At 35.3% G+C, this 16,396-nt stretch carries 20 protein-coding genes; 3 read left to right on the top strand and 17 right to left on the bottom strand.

Annotation, left to right across the window (positions count from 1 at the left end):
* Positions 1-9 precede the first annotated feature (9 nt).
* The 13 genes from rplW to iscR all read right to left on the bottom strand — a co-directional run bounded on the left by rplW (position 10) and on the right by iscR (position 9,655).
* Positions 10-312 carry a 50S ribosomal protein L23 gene (rplW, locus tag B6C84_RS00660; RefSeq protein ID WP_034885052.1) on the bottom strand — a complete coding sequence of 101 codons (303 nt, stop codon included), beginning with the start codon at positions 310-312 and terminating at the stop codon, positions 10-12.
* Entirely contained in the window at positions 309-911 is a 603-nt protein-coding gene (gene rplD / locus B6C84_RS00655; RefSeq protein WP_034902381.1) for a 50S ribosomal protein L4, read from the bottom strand. Before rplD ends, rplW begins: the two co-directional genes overlap by 4 nt.
* Positions 912-927: 16 nt before the next feature.
* Complete coding sequence (gene rplC / locus B6C84_RS00650; RefSeq protein WP_034902384.1) at positions 928-1,554, bottom strand: 50S ribosomal protein L3; 627 nt, start codon at positions 1,552-1,554, stop codon at positions 928-930.
* 31 nt (positions 1,555-1,585) lie between these two features.
* A complete protein-coding gene (gene rpsJ / locus B6C84_RS00645; RefSeq protein WP_006120582.1) occupies positions 1,586-1,897 on the bottom strand; it encodes a 30S ribosomal protein S10 in 312 nt (103 codons plus the stop codon).
* Between the two features lie 357 nt (positions 1,898-2,254).
* A complete protein-coding gene (locus tag B6C84_RS00640; protein WP_086353765.1) occupies positions 2,255-3,190 on the bottom strand; it encodes a pseudouridine-5'-phosphate glycosidase in 936 nt (311 codons plus the stop codon).
* Entirely contained in the window at positions 3,187-4,278 is a 1,092-nt protein-coding gene (locus B6C84_RS00635; RefSeq protein WP_174564987.1) for a PfkB family carbohydrate kinase, read from the bottom strand. The genes B6C84_RS00640 and B6C84_RS00635 overlap by 4 nt, the downstream gene beginning before the upstream one ends.
* Positions 4,279-4,445: 167 nt before the next feature.
* Entirely contained in the window at positions 4,446-4,784 is a 339-nt protein-coding gene (gene fdx, locus B6C84_RS00630) for an ISC system 2Fe-2S type ferredoxin (protein ID WP_034902394.1), read from the bottom strand.
* Between the two features lie 14 nt (positions 4,785-4,798).
* Positions 4,799-6,658 carry a Fe-S protein assembly chaperone HscA gene (gene hscA / locus B6C84_RS00625; protein ID WP_086353764.1) on the bottom strand — a complete coding sequence of 620 codons (1,860 nt, stop codon included), beginning with the start codon at positions 6,656-6,658 and terminating at the stop codon, positions 4,799-4,801.
* Positions 6,659-6,696: 38 nt separating this feature from the next.
* On the bottom strand, positions 6,697-7,215 hold the full coding sequence (hscB, locus tag B6C84_RS00620) for a co-chaperone HscB (RefSeq protein WP_165755130.1): 519 nt from the start codon (positions 7,213-7,215) through the stop codon (positions 6,697-6,699).
* A gap of 13 nt (positions 7,216-7,228) precedes the next feature.
* Positions 7,229-7,552 (bottom strand): iron-sulfur cluster assembly protein IscA, encoded by a 324-nt coding sequence (gene iscA, locus B6C84_RS00615; RefSeq protein WP_034902400.1) that lies wholly within the window; start codon positions 7,550-7,552, stop codon positions 7,229-7,231.
* Positions 7,552-7,938: a Fe-S cluster assembly scaffold IscU gene (iscU, locus tag B6C84_RS00610; protein WP_034884104.1), complete on the bottom strand. Its 387-nt coding sequence runs from the start codon at positions 7,936-7,938 to the stop codon at positions 7,552-7,554. Before iscU ends, iscA begins: the two co-directional genes overlap by 1 nt.
* 16 nt (positions 7,939-7,954) lie before the next feature.
* On the bottom strand, positions 7,955-9,169 hold the full coding sequence (locus B6C84_RS00605) for an IscS subfamily cysteine desulfurase (RefSeq protein WP_086353762.1): 1,215 nt from the start codon (positions 9,167-9,169) through the stop codon (positions 7,955-7,957).
* 30 nt (positions 9,170-9,199) lie between these two features.
* The gene (gene iscR / locus B6C84_RS00600; protein WP_034902406.1) at positions 9,200-9,655 is read right to left on the bottom strand and encodes a Fe-S cluster assembly transcriptional regulator IscR; all 456 of its coding nucleotides are present in this window, start codon (positions 9,653-9,655) and stop codon (positions 9,200-9,202) included.
* 163 nt (positions 9,656-9,818) lie between these two features.
* Between iscR and sltY the strand changes: the two genes are divergently transcribed.
* Together sltY and trpR are read left to right on the top strand one after the other, a co-directional pair.
* Entirely contained in the window at positions 9,819-11,759 is a 1,941-nt protein-coding gene (sltY, locus tag B6C84_RS00595; protein ID WP_086353761.1) for a murein transglycosylase, read from the top strand.
* An 11-nt stretch (positions 11,760-11,770) separates the two neighbouring features.
* Positions 11,771-12,061: a trp operon repressor gene (gene trpR / locus B6C84_RS00590; protein WP_207463508.1), complete on the top strand. Its 291-nt coding sequence runs from the start codon at positions 11,771-11,773 to the stop codon at positions 12,059-12,061.
* Between the two features lie 38 nt (positions 12,062-12,099).
* Here trpR and robA read toward each other — a convergent pair whose 3' ends face one another.
* The 3 genes from robA to B6C84_RS00575 form a co-directional block, all read right to left on the bottom strand.
* Complete coding sequence (gene robA / locus B6C84_RS00585) at positions 12,100-13,020, bottom strand: MDR efflux pump AcrAB transcriptional activator RobA (RefSeq protein WP_065577892.1); 921 nt, start codon at positions 13,018-13,020, stop codon at positions 12,100-12,102.
* An 85-nt stretch (positions 13,021-13,105) separates the two neighbouring features.
* Positions 13,106-13,684, bottom strand: coding sequence for a Fe-S biogenesis protein NfuA (nfuA, locus tag B6C84_RS00580; RefSeq protein ID WP_086353787.1), 579 nt, complete (start codon positions 13,682-13,684; stop codon positions 13,106-13,108).
* A gap of 102 nt (positions 13,685-13,786) precedes the next feature.
* Positions 13,787-14,458, bottom strand: a complete 672-nt coding sequence (locus tag B6C84_RS00575) for a phosphoribosyltransferase family protein (RefSeq protein ID WP_086353760.1) — start codon at positions 14,456-14,458, stop codon at positions 13,787-13,789.
* A 254-nt stretch (positions 14,459-14,712) separates the two neighbouring features.
* On the opposite strand from B6C84_RS00575, the gene B6C84_RS00570 reads away from it, so the two are divergent.
* Positions 14,713-15,279, top strand: a complete 567-nt coding sequence (locus B6C84_RS00570; RefSeq protein ID WP_086353759.1) for a peptidylprolyl isomerase — start codon at positions 14,713-14,715, stop codon at positions 15,277-15,279.
* 78 nt (positions 15,280-15,357) lie between these two features.
* On the opposite strand, the gene B6C84_RS00565 is transcribed toward B6C84_RS00570, so the two are convergent.
* The gene (locus tag B6C84_RS00565) at positions 15,358-16,392 is read right to left on the bottom strand and encodes an SEL1-like repeat protein (protein WP_086353758.1); all 1,035 of its coding nucleotides are present in this window, start codon (positions 16,390-16,392) and stop codon (positions 15,358-15,360) included.
* Positions 16,393-16,396: the final 4 nt, after the last annotated feature.

Here is a 16,396-nt window from a genome sequence, read left to right as displayed (position 1 = left end):
TCCTCCGAATTACTCAGCGACGCCAGCAAGGTCTAAATTTTGACCTTCTGCTAAAGTAACGTAAGCTTTTTTCCAGTCGCTACGGCGACCGATTTGTTGACCACGACGTTTTACTTTGCCTTTAACAACAAGAGTATTCACGTCATCTACTTTGACTTCAAATAGTTGTTCAACTGCGGCTTTAATCTCTCTCTTAGTAGCATCTTTAGCAACTTTCAATACTAATGTATTTGTTTTTTCCATTGAAATAGATGCTTTTTCAGAAACATGTGGTGCTCGCAGGACTTTAAGCAGACGCTCTTCACGAATCATGCTAACATCTCCTCTACTTGTTTAACGGCATCAACAGTGATAACCACTTTGTCAAATGCAATCAAACTAACTGGATCAATACCTGCCACATCACGCACATCAACTTTATATAAGTTACGTGCTGCTAAGAAAAGATTTTCATCAACTTCAGAGGTAATGATTAGCACATCTTTTAGATTCATATCATTTAATTTCTGAGTTAATAATTTAGTCTTAGGTGCTTCAACAGTAAATGTTTCAACCACGATTAAACGTTCTTGACGCACTAATTCAGAGAAAATACTCTTTAATGCACCACGATACATTTTACGGTTAACTTTTTGGCTATGATCTTGTGGTTTTGCTGCAAATGTTACACCACCACTACGCCAGATTGGGCTCTTAATAGAACCTGAACGAGCACGACCTGTGCCTTTTTGACGCCATGGTTTTTTGCCTGAACCAGCGATTTCTGCACGAGTTTTTTGTGCGCGAGAGCCTTGACGAGCAGCAGATGCATAAGCAACAACTACTTGGTGAACTAACGCTTCATTAAACTCACGTCCGAAGGTAGTTTCGGAAACAGAAAGCGCTTGCGCGTCTTTTACTACTAATTCCATCTCTATCTCCTCGACGTTAAGCCTTGATTGCCGGTTTAACAATTACGTCACTATTGATCGCGCCTGGTACTGCACCTTTAATTAATAAAAGGTTACGTTCAGCATCAACACGTACAATATCTAAGTTTTGAACAGTTACACGTTCATTACCTAAGTGACCTGCCATTTTACGACCTTTGAACACTTTACCTGGAGTTTGGTTTTGACCAATAGAGCCATGACCACGGTGTGCCAAAGAGTTACCATGAGTAGCATCTTGAGTGCGGAAATTCCAACGTTTAGTTACGCCAGCGAAACCTTTACCTTTAGATGTACCAGTAACATCAACTTTTTTAACGTCTGTGAAAATATCAACGTTAATGCTTTGACCTACAGTATATTCGCCTTCTTCAAAACGGAATTCCCATAGACCACGACCAGCTTCAACGCCAGCCTTAGCGAAATGACCTGCTTCAGGTTTATTTACGCGGCTTGCTTTTTTGCTGCCAGTAGTAACCTGAATAGCTTGATAACCGTCATTTTCAAGTGTTTTAACTTGAGTAACGCGGTTGCTTTGAACTTCAACTACGGTGACAGGAATAGAAACACCCTCTTCGGTGAAGATTCGTGTCATTCCTACTTTACGACCGATTAAACCAATCATTGTTTCGACCTCTCAATCATTCAGCTTAGGATTAACCTAAACTGATCTGCACATCAACACCGGCAGCAAGATCTAGACGCATTAAAGCATCAACTGTTTTTTCAGTTGGCTCTACAATATCAACTAGACGTTTATGAGTGCGAATCTCATATTGATCACGCGCATCTTTATTAACGTGCGGAGAAATCAATACTGTGAAACGCTCTTTGCGTGTCGGTAATGGAATAGGACCACGAACTTGTGCGCCAGTGCGCTTCGCAGTTTCTACAATTTCAGCAGTTGATTGATCAATCAAACGATGATCAAACGCTTTTAACCGGATACGGATTCTTTGGTTCGACATGAGACCAGAGCTCCACTATTTAAAAGTTATAACAAAAGATTACTCCTCTTGCCCTGTTTCGATTGACAGGAGAGTGTAATCCGTTCTTTTCGTAATCCCCAAATCGGAGATATTGTTGATATAATTCAATATTTTGACATAAAGACTATATCTTTTTACGCATTTGTTTATTGAAAAATCAGCAAACAAAGTGCGACAATTATACGGGATTTATTGGCTAATGCAAGGAGTAATTATAAAAACTTGTATATAATTATCTAATTGATTAGCTAATAATGAAACAGTAATCATAGTGATGCTGTTCCATTATTTAAAAGCAGTTTAGATTACAAAATACAATCTTTATTTGCATTAAATTTATTTACTATTGCAATAACTCATCGCAATTTCAGAAGCTAATTTTGCATTATTAAAGACAAGATTAATATTTGCTTCTAAACTATCACCACCGGTTAACTCAACCACTTTAGCTAACAAGAATGGAGTAGTTTCTTTACCTTTAATTCCTTGCTCAACTGATTCTTTTAAGGCTTTTTCAATTGCTGCTGAAATTAATTCTTCATCCATTGCATATTGTGTTGGAATAGGATTAGCAACCACAACCCCACCATTTAAGCCTAAATCCCATTTTACTTTAATCATTTCAGCTATTTGTTTGGCACTATCTAGTTTAACACTAACATCAAATGGGCTAGTTCGACTAAAGAATGATGGTAGTTTATCAGTCTGATAGCCAACCACAGGAACACCAAATGTTTCTAGATATTCCATCGTTAAACCTAAGTCTAAAATTGATTTAGCACCAGCGCAAACAACGGCAACACTAGTATTGGCAAGTTCTTGAAGATCGGCAGAAATATCAAATGTATGTTCTGCCCCACGATGAACACCACCTAATCCACCGGTTGCAAATACACGTATACCGGCTAATTCAGCGATAATCATGGTTGCGGCAACGGTAGTTGCACCATTTTGTTTATTAGCTACAACTACTGGTAAATCTCGACGACTCACTTTAGTTACATTTAATCCTTCTTTACCAAGAATTGTTATCTCTTCTTTTGACAAACCCGCTTTTAAACGACCATTAATTACCGCAATAGTGGCAGGTATTGCGCCATTTTTTCTGACAATTTCTTCTACTTTTAATGCCGTTTCAACATTTTGTGGATATGGCATACCATGTGAAATAATGGTAGATTCTAATGCCACAACCGGTTGATTATTTTCAAGAGCTTGTTTAACTTCAGGCGAAATATCAAGATATTGATTATATTTAGACACATTGTTCATGAAAGGGACTCCAAAATATTTTGAACACAATTAATTGATAAATTAGGATTATTAGTAAATTCAGATGATAATGTTAATGCTGAACAAGCTTGACCAAATCTCACACTTTGATAAAAACTCAGTCCATTCAAGTAACCTTGAACAAGCCCTGCAAGCATGGCATCACCAGCACCAGTAACGCTGACAATATCAGTTGGAATGGATGCAGACCAACCACGATCACCATTGATTTCGCTATAATAAACACCATCAGCACCAGCGCTAATTGCAATTCGTTGCACGCCTTGCTGATGGAACCAGTCAACCACTTTAGGAATATCGTCATTAGTTTCGATTTTTATTCCACTTAAAATTTCGGCTTCTAGTCGGTTAGGTTTTAAAGTATGAATATATGACAACCAAGCTTTAATCTTATGAGATTTAAATGCAGATACAGTATCAACAAAAATAGGCACTTCCCCAGCATTATTAAACAGCCATGTTAATGCTTCTTGTTGCAAATTACAGTCGATAACTAGTAATTTAGCATGCTGAATTAACTGCTTAGATTCATTTAATAAACTTGGTGTTAGTTTGTTAATAATATCCATATCATTAATAGCTATCACCATTTCTCCTGATTGATCAAGCAGAGAGAGGTAAGTTGAAGTACTATCGCCTTTTATCACATGGCAATGCTCCATATTAACACCGGCTTTTCGGGTATGTTCAATAAGCTGAGCACCATAGAAATCATCGCCAATCATTGAAATAAGATGGGTATCAAGTCCTAAAAGCGCCAAATTTTCAGCAATATTTCGCCCCACACCGCCAGGAGTACAACGAATCTTACCGGGATTAGAATCTTGATAAACTAACTTTTCATCTGAATATCCAGTCACATCCATGTTACAAGAACCCACGACAACCACATGATTATTTTCAGACAAAAGATAACCTTTTCCTTTTATATAACCTTTTTGAGTCAAAGTCATAATATAACCAGCTACACTAGAACGGGTAATACCTAACATTTCAGCAATCACTTGTTGTTGGATGAAGGGATCTTTGCGAATAATCGTGAGGATCTGCTTTTCTCTTTGATTCATAAACACCTGTCTATTTTTAAGCATATGTTTAGTCTGTGACTATAGCAGAATCATTATCAAGTTGAAAGCAACTAAGTCAATTAGGTAAATAAAATGAGATAATTATCACAAGTAAAAATTTGAGGAAAGGTGTTTTTACAGAAGGATGTCGCCATAAAGGCGACTAATTAATGATCTTCTTTGGCGTGATTAAGGCTATATCTTGGAATTTCGACTTCAAGATCTTCATCGGCTACTCGAGCTTGGCAACTTAAGCGACTATGAGGCTCGACACCCCAAGCTTTATCTAGCATATCATCTTCTTGTTCATCACTTTCTTCAAGTGAGTCAAATCCCTTTCGAACAATACAATGACAAGTTGAACATGCACAAGACATTTCACAAGCATGCTCTATTTCGATGTCATTGCGCAAAGCGACATCTAATATTGATTCGCCTTCTTCGGCCTCAACAGTTTTTCCTTCAGGACAAAGATCAGCATTTGGTAAAAAGGTAATTTTTGGCATAATAATCTCATTGGTTAAATATCATCAACGCTATGCCCGGTTAAGGCATCACGTATTGATCTATTCATACGTTTAGCAGCAAAGGTTTGTGTTGCGTTATCAACATGTTTAATTTGCTGCTCAATCAAAGAACAATCATTAGATTCCGTTGCTTGTTGCAATTTTTGCTTAGCATTCAAGATAAGATTAAGTTCCTCTTCATCTAATAAATCAGCATCTTTATCTAGTGCAGATTGTAATGTTTCAAGTACTCTGGCAGCCTCTACTTTCTGTTCGGCAAGCTTTCTTAGTTGTTTATCTTGATTTGCATAATTGATTGAATCTTGAATCATGCTAGCAATTTCGTTTTCTGACAGTCCATAAGAAGGCTTAACTTGGATCGCCGCCTCAATCCCTGTCGATTTTTCCATTGCCGTAACACTCAATAAACCATCAGCATCGACTTGAAAGGTAACTCGAATATGCGCACCACCTGCAGGCATAGGAGGGATGCCTCGCAAAGTAAATTTTGCTAATGACCTGCAATCGGCAACACTTTCTCGTTCACCTTGCAAAACATGAATCATCATCGCCGTTTGTCCATCTTTAAATGTGGTAAACTCTTGTGCTCGAGCGCATGGAATTGTGCTATTACGAGGAATAATTTTTTCAACTAATTCCCCCATAGTTTCAATCCCTAAAGATAAAGGAATAACATCCAGCAATAACATGTCTGAATCAGGTTTATTGCCAACCAATATATCAGCTTGAATTGCTGCACCAATAGCAACGACTTTATCAGGATCAATCGACGTTAATGGTTCTGTTTTAAAATAGTGACCAACTAATTGCCTTACTAATGGAACTCGAGTTGAGCCACCGACCATCACAACTTCACTAACTTCATCAAAATCAATTTGCGCATCTTTCAATGCACGGCGACAAACTGCCAATGTTCGTTTAACTAAAGGTTCAATTAAGTCTTCAAATTGTTTACGAGTTATTGTTAAAGACTGCCCTTCTATATTCACTAAAGCAGAATCTTGCTGGCTTAATATAATTTTAATTTTAACTGCTTCATCGATAATTTTTTGGTTTATATAGGGATCAGAATTGTTATTTAAACCTAACTGTACTTTTAAATAATCAGCAAGTAATCGGTCAAAATCATCACCGCCAAGTGCTGAATCGCCTCCGGTTGCTAAAACTTCAAATACACCTTTATGTAGACGTAAAATAGAGATATCAAATGTACCACCACCTAAATCATAAACAGCAATAACACCTTCTTTACCTGAATCTAAGCCATAAGCAATAGCAGCAGCTGTTGGTTCATTCAGTAATCTTAAAACATGTAATCCAGCTAATTTAGCCGCATCCTTAGTTGCTTGTCTTTGCGCATCATCAAAATAAGCTGGTACTGTTATTACTGCACCATCAATCTCACCATCTAAGCTTTGTTTTGCTCGATCAACCAAAGCAATCAAAATCTCAGCTGAAACTTGTACTGGATTAACTTGTTGATTAGGTAAATTTAATAAAGGAACACCATTATCAGTTTGTGAAAAAGTATAGGGAAAGCGTGAACTATCAATATCAGTTAAGCTTCTTCCCATTAAGCGTTTTATTGAACTAACCGTATTCAATGGATCATTGGCTGCATTAGTTTTAGCATTTTTACCGACAGTAATAATAGTATTATCATCATGGTCAAGGCCATAATACACAACCGATGGTAATAATGCATTACCATCTAAATCTGGCAAAACTTCTGCTTGCCCACTACGAACTGTTGCGACTAAAGAATTAGTTGTCCCTAGATCTATGCCAATAGCTAATCGACGTTGATGAGGTTCTGGTGTTTGTCCCGGTTCACTGATCTGTAATAATACCATTTGATCTATCTCTAATTGATGTGTTACTTAATCTTAAATTATAGAGCAAATTGCTTTTCTTGTAACTTTTCGATCTGTTCAATCAATCTAGCTAGATAACGGATTTTATAGATTTGATTAACTGCGCTTTGCCAATCTTGTTGGGATATATGTTGCAATAGCTGATGATAGACTTGTTTTTTTCGTTGCGAAATTTCCGAATGAAAATCATCTAACAGATCAATATTATTTTGATTTTCAATATCATCTAATTTTTCACGCAAACTAAATTGTTCCATTAAAAAATCGGCATCATGAATAATATTTTGCTCTGTTGCAACATCAAAACCTTGCAATGATAAAAAGTATTCAGCCGCTTTTAGCGGATTTTTTAGCGTTTGATAGCCATCATTGATCATTGCCGACTTTTGAATGATAGCCACTTTTTCATTATCTGTTGCCTGAGAAAAATTATCAGGATGATATTGGCGTTGCAACTGTTGATAGTTAGCCGTTAACTGACCATTATCAATAGGTAATTGAATTGGTAATTGAAATAATTCAAAGTAATTAATCACAATTCATGTCCCATTAAACATTAAAGCTTTCGCCACAACCACATTCATTGCTAGCGTTAGGGTTATTGAATTTAAAGCCTTCATTTAGACCTTCTTTAACAAAATCAAGTTCTGTTCCATCAAGATAAACTAAACTTTTTTTGTCAATGATCACTTTGACATCTTTATCTTCAAAAACACTATCATCATCATTAATGATATCAGCAAATTCTATTACATAAGCCATTCCCGAACAGCCAGAAGTTTTAACGCCTAACCGAAGCCCAACCCCTTTACCTCTGTTAGCTAAAAAGGCCTGAACTCGATTTGCTGCGCTATTAGTTAATGTGATTGCCATTAACGTTGTCCTTTTTTGGTTTTATAATCATCAATTGCTGCTTTAATGGCGTCTTCCGCTAAAATTGAACAGTGAATTTTAACCGGAGGTAAAGCTAATTCTTTCGCTATATCAGTATTTTTTATTGCTTCAGCTTCATCTAATGATTTACCTTTAATCCATTCAGTCACTAATGAACTTGAGGCAATTGCACTACCACAACCATAAGTTTTAAATTTGGCATCCTCAATAATACCATCATCATTAACTTTGATTTGTAACCGCATTACATCGCCACATGCTGGTGCACCAACCATACCACTACCAACATTTGGATCATTTTGATCAAAAGAACCTACATTGCGTGGATTTTCATAATGATCGACGACTTTTTCACTATATGCCATAATTTACTCCTAATTTTTAATGGGCTGACCACTTAATTTTTGTTAAATCAACACCATCTTTAAACATTTCCCAAAGTGGAGAAAGATCTCTTAATTTACCGATAGAATCTTTAATTAACTTAATTACATAATCTACTTCTTCTTCGGTACTAAATCGACCAAATGAAAATCTTATTGAGCTATGGGCAAGTTCATCATTTAGTCCTAGTGCTCGTAGTACATAAGACGGTTCTAAACTTGCAGAAGTACATGCTGAACCAGATGATACTGCTAAATCTTTTAGCGCCATCATGAGTGATTCACCTTCAATATAAGCAAAGCTTACATTTAAAATATTAGCCACACCATGCTCTAATGAACCATTAAGATAAACTTCATCAATATCTTTTAATCCATTCCATAAACGAGTTTTTAGTGCTAAAAGACGTGGTATTTCTGTTGTCATCTCTTCTTTTGCTATACGGTACGCTTCACCCATACCCACAATTTGGTGTACTGGTAAAGTACCAGAACGCATACCGCGTTCATGTCCACCACCATGCATTTGGGCTTCAATACGCACGCGAGGTTTACGTCTAACATAAAGTCCACCAATGCCTTTTGGCCCATAGATCTTATGACCAGAGAACGACATAAGATCGACTTTTAATTTAGTTAGGTCAATCGGTAATTTACCAACACTTTGGGTTGCATCAACATGAAATACAATGCCTCTTTCACGGCACATTTCGCCGATTTTTTCGATATCCTGAATAACACCAGTTTCATTATTAACGTGCATAATTGATACAACAGTTGTGTCACTACGCATCGCTGCAGCCAGTTTATCAAGATCAAGAATACCATTTGATTCTGGTGCTAAATAAGTCACTTCATAACCTTCTCGTTCTAATTGACGACAAGTATCAAGCACTGCTTTATGTTCCGTTTTACAGGTAATAATGTGCTTACCTTTAGCATGATTAAAATGCGCCGCACCTTTAATGGCTAAGTTATCGGCTTCTGTCGCGCCTGAAGTAAATACAATTTCACGTGAATCGGCACCAATTAAGTCAGCAATTTGATTTCGTGCAATATCAACGGCTTCTTCAGCTTGCCAACCAAATTTATGTGAACGAGAAGCGGGGTTACCAAAAACACCATCGGGTGTTAAATACTGCATCATTTTTTCAGCTACTCTAGGATCTACAGGCGTTGTTGCTGCATAATCCATATAAATAGGTAATTTCATTAATTACTCCCAATTACAAATTCTGTATTTTTAATTAATTCTGTTTTGATGAAGATGACTTTGTCGATTAAAGACGGCTTTCACTTCTTGATTATTAACCAATTCGCTTAAAGTAATGCTGGTCAAAAAATCATTGATTCGCTCACTCAAGTCATTCCATAAACTATGGGTAAGGCATCTTACACCATTTTGACATCCGGTATTACCGTGGCATTTAGTCGCATGAACAGTTTCATCAACAGCTTTTACAATTGAGCTAATCGCAATTTGCTCCATACTACGGCCGAGTACATAACCACCACCAGGACCTCTAACACTTGAAACTAAACCATTTTTACGCAATCGTGAAAACAGTTGTTCTAAATAAGATAGTGAGATTTCCTGACGTTCTGAAATATCAGCAAGTGATACAGGGCCTGATTCTGAATGCAGTGCTACATCTAACATAGCTGTCACTGCATATCGCCCTTTTGATGTCAATTTCATTAATCATTCCCCTATATTTAATAGTAAATATTTTATATATCCATTACTTTTAGTCAAGTATTTAGTTGACTATTTTAGTGGGAATTAAGTTATCAGTTCTTCATCGACGAAATATACGGGAATATGCTAATCTAATAAACTAATTTGATACAGGAGTTTAAGAATGAATTTAGTAATACGCTGGTGTTTAATATTAAGCATACTTTGGGCTAAAAGTGTGTTTGCGGAGCCTACTTTGAATGATTTGCGACAAAATTACCAAAAGTGGCAAAACACTTATCAATCATTAACTTTTGATGAACAACAGAAATTACTAAAACAATTAAAAAACTATCCACTATACCCTTATGCTGCTGTGCAATTTTTTCAAAACAACATTAAAACAGTATCAACACAAGCAGTGAGTGATTTTGCAAAAAAATATCATGATTTCCCATTAACATCGTCATTAACTCAGGCTTATATAACTGAGCTGGCTAACCGTCAAGACTGGAATGCAATTATCACTTTTCCTATAGATAATTCCATTGCCTCTAATTGCCGATATCAGTATGCAAAATTACAACAACATCAAGATAAAGCGGTATTTAATAATGTCGAATCGCTATGGTTAACAGGTAAAGAATTGCCTTCGGCTTGTGATCCTTTATTAGATGCATGGTCAAAAAGTGGTAAACGCACAGCAAATATTATTTTATTACGCATAGAACTAGCTTTAGAAAACAACAATTTAAAATTAGCTCGCCATTTAACCAACTTACTAGATGATAACTATCAAACAACCAAAAATCATTTATTAGCTATTTTTGATAATCCGCGAAAAATTGAAGATTTTTCAAAAAATATTAAAACGAGTACCTTCACCCAAAAAATTGTTTTAGCTTCTTATCCTCGGTTAGTTAAAGCTGACAAAAAAATGGCTGCGGTATTATTACCACAACTAATAAAAAAACAGAATTTCACTGATGATGAGCAAATTAAATTACAACAAAGCTTAGCCAATAGTTATTTTAGTGATTCAGCAACCCCAGAACAGATCAAATGGCGAGATAATTATATTAGCAAAAGTCACGACTCAATTTTAGTTGAAAAACGTATTCGCATGGCTATTGATGCTAATAATTACAAAGATATTGCACATTGGCTAAAACAACTAACTCCAGAAGATCAATTAAAAGAGGAGTGGCAATACTGGCACGCTCGAGTATTACTCAATAACAATAAAACCAACGAAGCAAAACATATCTTAAAAAGTTTAACTAATAAACGTGGTTTTTATGGCATGGTAAGTGCACAAGCTCTTAATCAACCATATACTATTAATAATTTATCGAAAAAGATCCCGACTGCAGAAGTCAATGCACTTAAAGCCAAGTATGACCAGCAACCATTTGCGATTAGAATTAAAGAATTAAGATTATTAGGTATGTTAGGGGAGTCAAAACAAGAATGGCGATATGTACTTAAAAACCATACAGCAGAAAATGAATATTTAGATTTAGCTAAATACGCTTATCAAAAAGGTTGGGGAGAACTAAGTATTCAAGCAACAATATCAGGTAAATTATGGGATAATTGGACTGAACGCTTACCTATCATGTATAAAAACTTATATAATGATGCCTTGAAGGATAAAGCGATTCCATTATCTTATGCTTTAGCAATAACTCGGCAAGAAAGTGCATTTGATACCACAATACAATCTCCAGTTGGAGCCAGTGGTTTAATGCAGTTAATGCCAGCAACAGCTAAGGAAACAGCCAAAAAAGTCAGTAATATTACCTATTATTCACCAAGCCAACTGTTTGAACCGACAACGAATATACAGTTAGGTACTTATTTTTTAAATAGTGTTTATTTACAAAATGATAACAATCGTATTTTATCCTCGGCGGCATATAATGCTGGTCCTGGCCGAGTAAAAAAATGGTTGAATAATAGTAATGGAAAACTTGATGCTATCGCATTTATTGAAAGTATTCCCTTTAATGAAACTCGAAATTATGTCAAAAGTGTATTAGTTTATGATTATATTTACCAATATATTTTAGGAAATCAACACCCTCATATACTGACAACAAACGAATTTAATAGACAATATTAATGGTGCATTACATGAAAACTAAAGAATGGAACCAGACGGTTGAAATATTACACCAAGCATTTAATAGTGGTTATTCATTAGATATATTGAAATTACTGATGACCGCTGATGAACGGGATGCATTAATCACAAGAGTTAAAATTGTCCGTTCTTTACTGGATGGCTCGATCAATCAGCGCCAACTTAAAGAGCAATTAAAAATTGGCATTGCCACTGTTACCAGAGGATCGAATAGTTTAAAAGAAGCAACACCTGAATTTAAAGTGTGGTTGGAAAACATTCTATTGAAATCAGATAAATAAAATAATAGTCAATATTTATAAAAACTAGTTAAAGTAGACTATAACAAGTTTGACTGGATATTGACTTCATCATCTGCAACCACAGGTACACAATAATCGCATTCCATAGTATGGATATCTTTAAAACATTTAATCGTATCATCATGATGATTATGATGAATCTCAATTAAACAACTTGAGGTGCGTAACCGAACTTTTAATGCTGGCATTGCAGCTAAGTGGACTTGAGAAATAAAATCACTGAAATTTTCTAGCGAACCAATATATTTAAAACAAAGATATAAACCACCTTCATTAACAATTGGTTCTATATGCTCAAGATTATTATTATGATCTAAAGCAATTGTATATAAAAGTTCTTGTTCATTAGCATTATCTTTACTTTTCAAAATGCGGCTAAAAGCAAAAATCTTATCCGGTAAACTGTCACTATTGTGAGCATAATGGGATAAATAATTTTGAAAAAACTGCGATCTTAATTTATTTTCTTCATCTAAAATTTGACTCAAATTACAATTATTTTTGTAAGAGATCCCCCAAAAAGTTTGTTTCGGCATATTCACAAATTTAGGTTCAGGTAAAGAAAGTCGATTTTTATTTAATTCAATAGCAGGAGTTAACCCGGTAGGATCCCAAAATTCACCACGACGATAACTTGCTGGTGTTTCATTAAATTGCTTTTTAAAAGAACGAGTAAAAGTTTGCTGCGAATCAAAACGATATTGCATAGCAATATCTAAAATAGGTTTACTTGTCATGCGCAAAGATAATGCCGCATAAGTTAATCTGCGGTGACGAATATAAGTACCAAGTACTTGACCAGTTACTTCTTTAAACATCCGTTGTAAATGCCACTTCGAATAACCTGATTTCTGGGCGACATTATCAATAGATAAGGGTTGCTCCAAATTTTTTTCAATCCAAACGATAAGATCTGAAATAATACTAACTTGATTCATATAACCCCATCATGATGTGAATTGGCAAATATTATGCGATTATGACTTAATCACAGCAATAAGCAAGATGTAAATCGAAAATTTTTTAACAATATGAATGGCTTCCAGCTTGATGTTCGGTAATATCTTTTACGCCTGCCAGTTCAGGGAATTCAGCAAGTAGCTGTTTTTCAATCCCCTCTTTTAAAGTGTAATCGACCATCGAACAACCATTACAACCACCACCAAATTGTAATATTGCATAATTATCATCGGTTAATTCAACCAAACTCACATGACCACCATGACTAGCTAATTGCGGATTAACCTGTGCTTGAATAACATAATTGACGCGTTCAATTAACGGCGCATCATCGGCAACCTTTTTCATTTTTGAATTCGGCGCTTTTAAAGTTAATTGAGAACCTAATTCATCTGTTACATAATCAATCACCGTTTCCTCTAAAAAAGGAGCGCTAATTTCATCAATATAAATAGAAAAACCAGCTTGTTGTTGTTCTTCGATATCGCTATCTTCTACAGTATCTGCTGGGCAATATGAAACCCCACATTCTGCTGATGGTGTGCCAGGATTAATAACAAAAACCCGAATTTGTGTACCATCAGGCTGATTAGCAAGTAATTTTTTAAAATGTTGTTGCGCTGATTCAGAAATGGTAATAATAGACATAATCCCTCACTTTGACACGATTGACATTAATCATCACTAACATCATCGATAATAGTTGACTAACCTTGTTGGTCATTATAGGGGGTGTTTTAGATTTTACAAGATGGTGCGACATAAACAAACTACCTGAATATAGTTTGCCCCACATTGTTTTAACTGTTGGCTAATGGCATTTATGGTATTGCCGGTAGTAACAATATCATCAATAAGCATTATCGATTGATTGGTTAAATCATCGCGGCAACTAAATAAGGTTTCTACATTGGTTATTCGTTGCTTACGCGATAGATACTTTTGATCGTGTGCCACTGACTTTCGTGATAACAGATAAGGTTGAAAATCACAATTTAGCCATCTGGCTATCGGTTTCGCTAATAATGCCGCTTGATTAAATCCTCTAGACCAATAACGAAAATGGTGCAATGGAACACAAGTTACAATATCTGGTTTAACCAAACCACTACTCAACCGTCGTTGATACCAAGCTAAAAACATTAACCTGGCCAAAGCATTAGTTAACTCAGTTTTACGATAAAATTTTAAATGTTGGATTAATTTTTTTAACGGTGCCGTATATTCTGTTACTGCAACCATTTCATCCCAATAAGGCTGCTTATCACGACATCGATAGCAGATTTTGGTTGATAATGAATGAGGAAGGCTACATTGATAACAAATCTTATTAAATTTTGGTAAGTTTTTAACACATTGACTACAAATCCCATGATGAGGCAACACTAAAGGCATATTACATAAAATACATCGCATAATGATTCATCGCTTAGCAAAAAATTTTGAGGAACAGGGTTTTTTATCTACAAAATAAGCTTAAAAATGGAAATAAAATAGAAAATAAACTCACTAATAATATGAATTATAATAAATAAAGAATATTTTTTATTTATTAATCGCAATACTGGAAGCTATTACCCAAAATTTTAGTTATTTAGTCATATTAATCATTTCAATTCATCTAATATTCGGTATAATTTGCCCACTATTTTGGAGTAAGGATTTGTTAAATGAAAAAAATCAAACTATTACTTATATCATTACTATTAAGCCTTTTTTCAACTGTTGCTTTGGCTGATAGCAAAGTATTATTACAAACCAGTATGGGCGATATTGAACTTGAATTAGATAGCGAACATGCACCAATTACCACGAAAAATTTTCTTGATTATGTCAATAACGGTTTTTATGAAAATTTAACCTTCCATCGAGTCATTCCTGGATTTATGATTCAAGGCGGTGGTGCTGATGATCAATTAAAATTCAAAGAAACTCAACAACCAATTAAAAATGAAGCCAATAATGGCTTGAAAAACGATCGCGGAACTATCGCAATGGCAAGAACCAATGCTGTAGATAGCGCAACTAGCCAATTTTTTATTAATGTGGTCAATAATGATTTTCTTAATTACCAATCACCAGTCCAATATGGTTATGCTGTTTTTGGTAAAGTCGTTAAAGGAATGGATGTCGTTGATAAAATTGTTAACGTAGCCACCAAACGCATGGGACCACATCAAAATGTCCCTGTTGAACCAATCTATATTAAAAAAGCAACTGTGATTGAAGATAAATAATAGGTTTTTCTAAAATTAATCAACACTTAAAGCAAACCACCTTAGTGATTTAAGGTGGTTTTTTATTAAATCATAGGATTATATTTTTAATTCATCACAAGCAAGTTTATGACCTTGGCTACAAGACTGTTTTAAATAATTTTTAGCTAAAGATTTATTTTGCTTTATGCCATCACCGTACTTATACATAAGCGCTAAATTGTATTGCGCGCTGGAGTAACCTTGCTCCGCTGCTTTTGTATACCAATATACCGCCTTCTGTTTATCCTGCTTTATGCCATCACCTTGATTATACATGAGTGCTAAATTATATTGTGCGTAGGATATACCTTGTTCTGCTGCTTTTGTATACCAAAAGAAAGCTTTAAGTTTATCTTGCTTTATACCTTCATCGTCATCATACATAAGCCCTAAGTTATATTGTGCGTAGGAATAACCTTGCTCCGCTGCTTTTGTATACCAATATACCGCCTTCTGTTTATCCTGCTTTATACCATCACCTTTATCATGCATAAGTGCTAAATTATATTGTGCAATGGATACACCTTGCTCTGCTGCTTTTGTATACCAAAAGAAAGCTTTAAGTTTATCCTGCTTTATGCCATCACCTATATCATACATAACTGCTAAATTATTTTGTGCTTTGGAGTCACCTTGCTCTGCTGCTTTTGTATACCAATATACCGCCGTTTGTTTATTCTGCTCTATACCTTCACCTTTCTCATACATAACTGCTAAATTATATTGTGCTTTGGAGAGATTTTGTTCTGCTGCTTTTTCAAACCAATATGCTGCTTTAAGTTTATCTTGCTCTATTCCTTCATCGTCATAATATATAACCGCTAAATCATTTTGTGCGGTAGAATCTCCTTGCTCCGCTGCTTTTGTATACCAATACACCGCCTTTTGTTTATCTTGTTCTATTCCTTCACCATCATCATACATACGAGCTAGATTATATTGTGCCACTTTGTCATTTTCTTCTGCTTCTTGTGTACATTCAACAAGTGCCTTTTCATAATTTTTATTTTCAAATTCTGTTGCACAATCCCTCGCATAAGTAGCAAAAGAAAATAAGAGGGGTATAACTAATAGTAACTTTTTTATGTTCATGATA

The organism is Gilliamella apis (genome assembly GCF_002142155.1).
Classification (GTDB): Bacteria; Pseudomonadota; Gammaproteobacteria; order Enterobacterales; family Orbaceae; genus Gilliamella; species Gilliamella apis.
Note: the sequence above shows the minus strand (reverse complement) of the source record. Positions and strands in the feature narration are given on the sequence as shown.

Coding starts and splice junctions, on each gene's coding strand:
- rpsJ (WP_006120582.1), bottom strand. CDS start 1,897: ATGTCGAACCAAAGAATCCGTATCCGGTTAAAAGCGTTTGATCATCGT.
- iscA (WP_034902400.1), bottom strand. CDS start 7,552: ATGGCAATCACATTAACTAATAGCGCAGCAAATCGAGTTCAGGCCTTT.
- fdx (WP_034902394.1), bottom strand. CDS start 4,784: ATGCCAAAAATTACCTTTTTACCAAATGCTGATCTTTGTCCTGAAGGA.
- trpR (WP_207463508.1), top strand. CDS start 11,771: ATGAAAACTAAAGAATGGAACCAGACGGTTGAAATATTACACCAAGCA.
- rplW (WP_034885052.1), bottom strand. CDS start 312: ATGATTCGTGAAGAGCGTCTGCTTAAAGTCCTGCGAGCACCACATGTT.
- B6C84_RS00640 (WP_086353765.1), bottom strand. CDS start 3,190: ATGAACAATGTGTCTAAATATAATCAATATCTTGATATTTCGCCTGAA.
- B6C84_RS00635 (WP_174564987.1), bottom strand. CDS start 4,278: ATGAATCAAAGAGAAAAGCAGATCCTCACGATTATTCGCAAAGATCCC.
- hscA (WP_086353764.1), bottom strand. CDS start 6,658: ATGGTATTATTACAGATCAGTGAACCGGGACAAACACCAGAACCTCAT.
- sltY (WP_086353761.1), top strand. CDS start 9,819: ATGAATTTAGTAATACGCTGGTGTTTAATATTAAGCATACTTTGGGCT.
- rplC (WP_034902384.1), bottom strand. CDS start 1,554: ATGATTGGTTTAATCGGTCGTAAAGTAGGAATGACACGAATCTTCACC.
- B6C84_RS00575 (WP_086353760.1), bottom strand. CDS start 14,458: ATGCGATGTATTTTATGTAATATGCCTTTAGTGTTGCCTCATCATGGG.
- iscU (WP_034884104.1), bottom strand. CDS start 7,938: ATGGCATATAGTGAAAAAGTCGTCGATCATTATGAAAATCCACGCAAT.
- iscR (WP_034902406.1), bottom strand. CDS start 9,655: ATGAAATTGACATCAAAAGGGCGATATGCAGTGACAGCTATGTTAGAT.
- B6C84_RS00565 (WP_086353758.1), bottom strand. CDS start 16,392: ATGAACATAAAAAAGTTACTATTAGTTATACCCCTCTTATTTTCTTTT.
- robA (WP_065577892.1), bottom strand. CDS start 13,020: ATGAATCAAGTTAGTATTATTTCAGATCTTATCGTTTGGATTGAAAAA.
- rplD (WP_034902381.1), bottom strand. CDS start 911: ATGGAATTAGTAGTAAAAGACGCGCAAGCGCTTTCTGTTTCCGAAACT.
- B6C84_RS00605 (WP_086353762.1), bottom strand. CDS start 9,169: ATGAAATTACCTATTTATATGGATTATGCAGCAACAACGCCTGTAGAT.
- B6C84_RS00570 (WP_086353759.1), top strand. CDS start 14,713: ATGAAAAAAATCAAACTATTACTTATATCATTACTATTAAGCCTTTTT.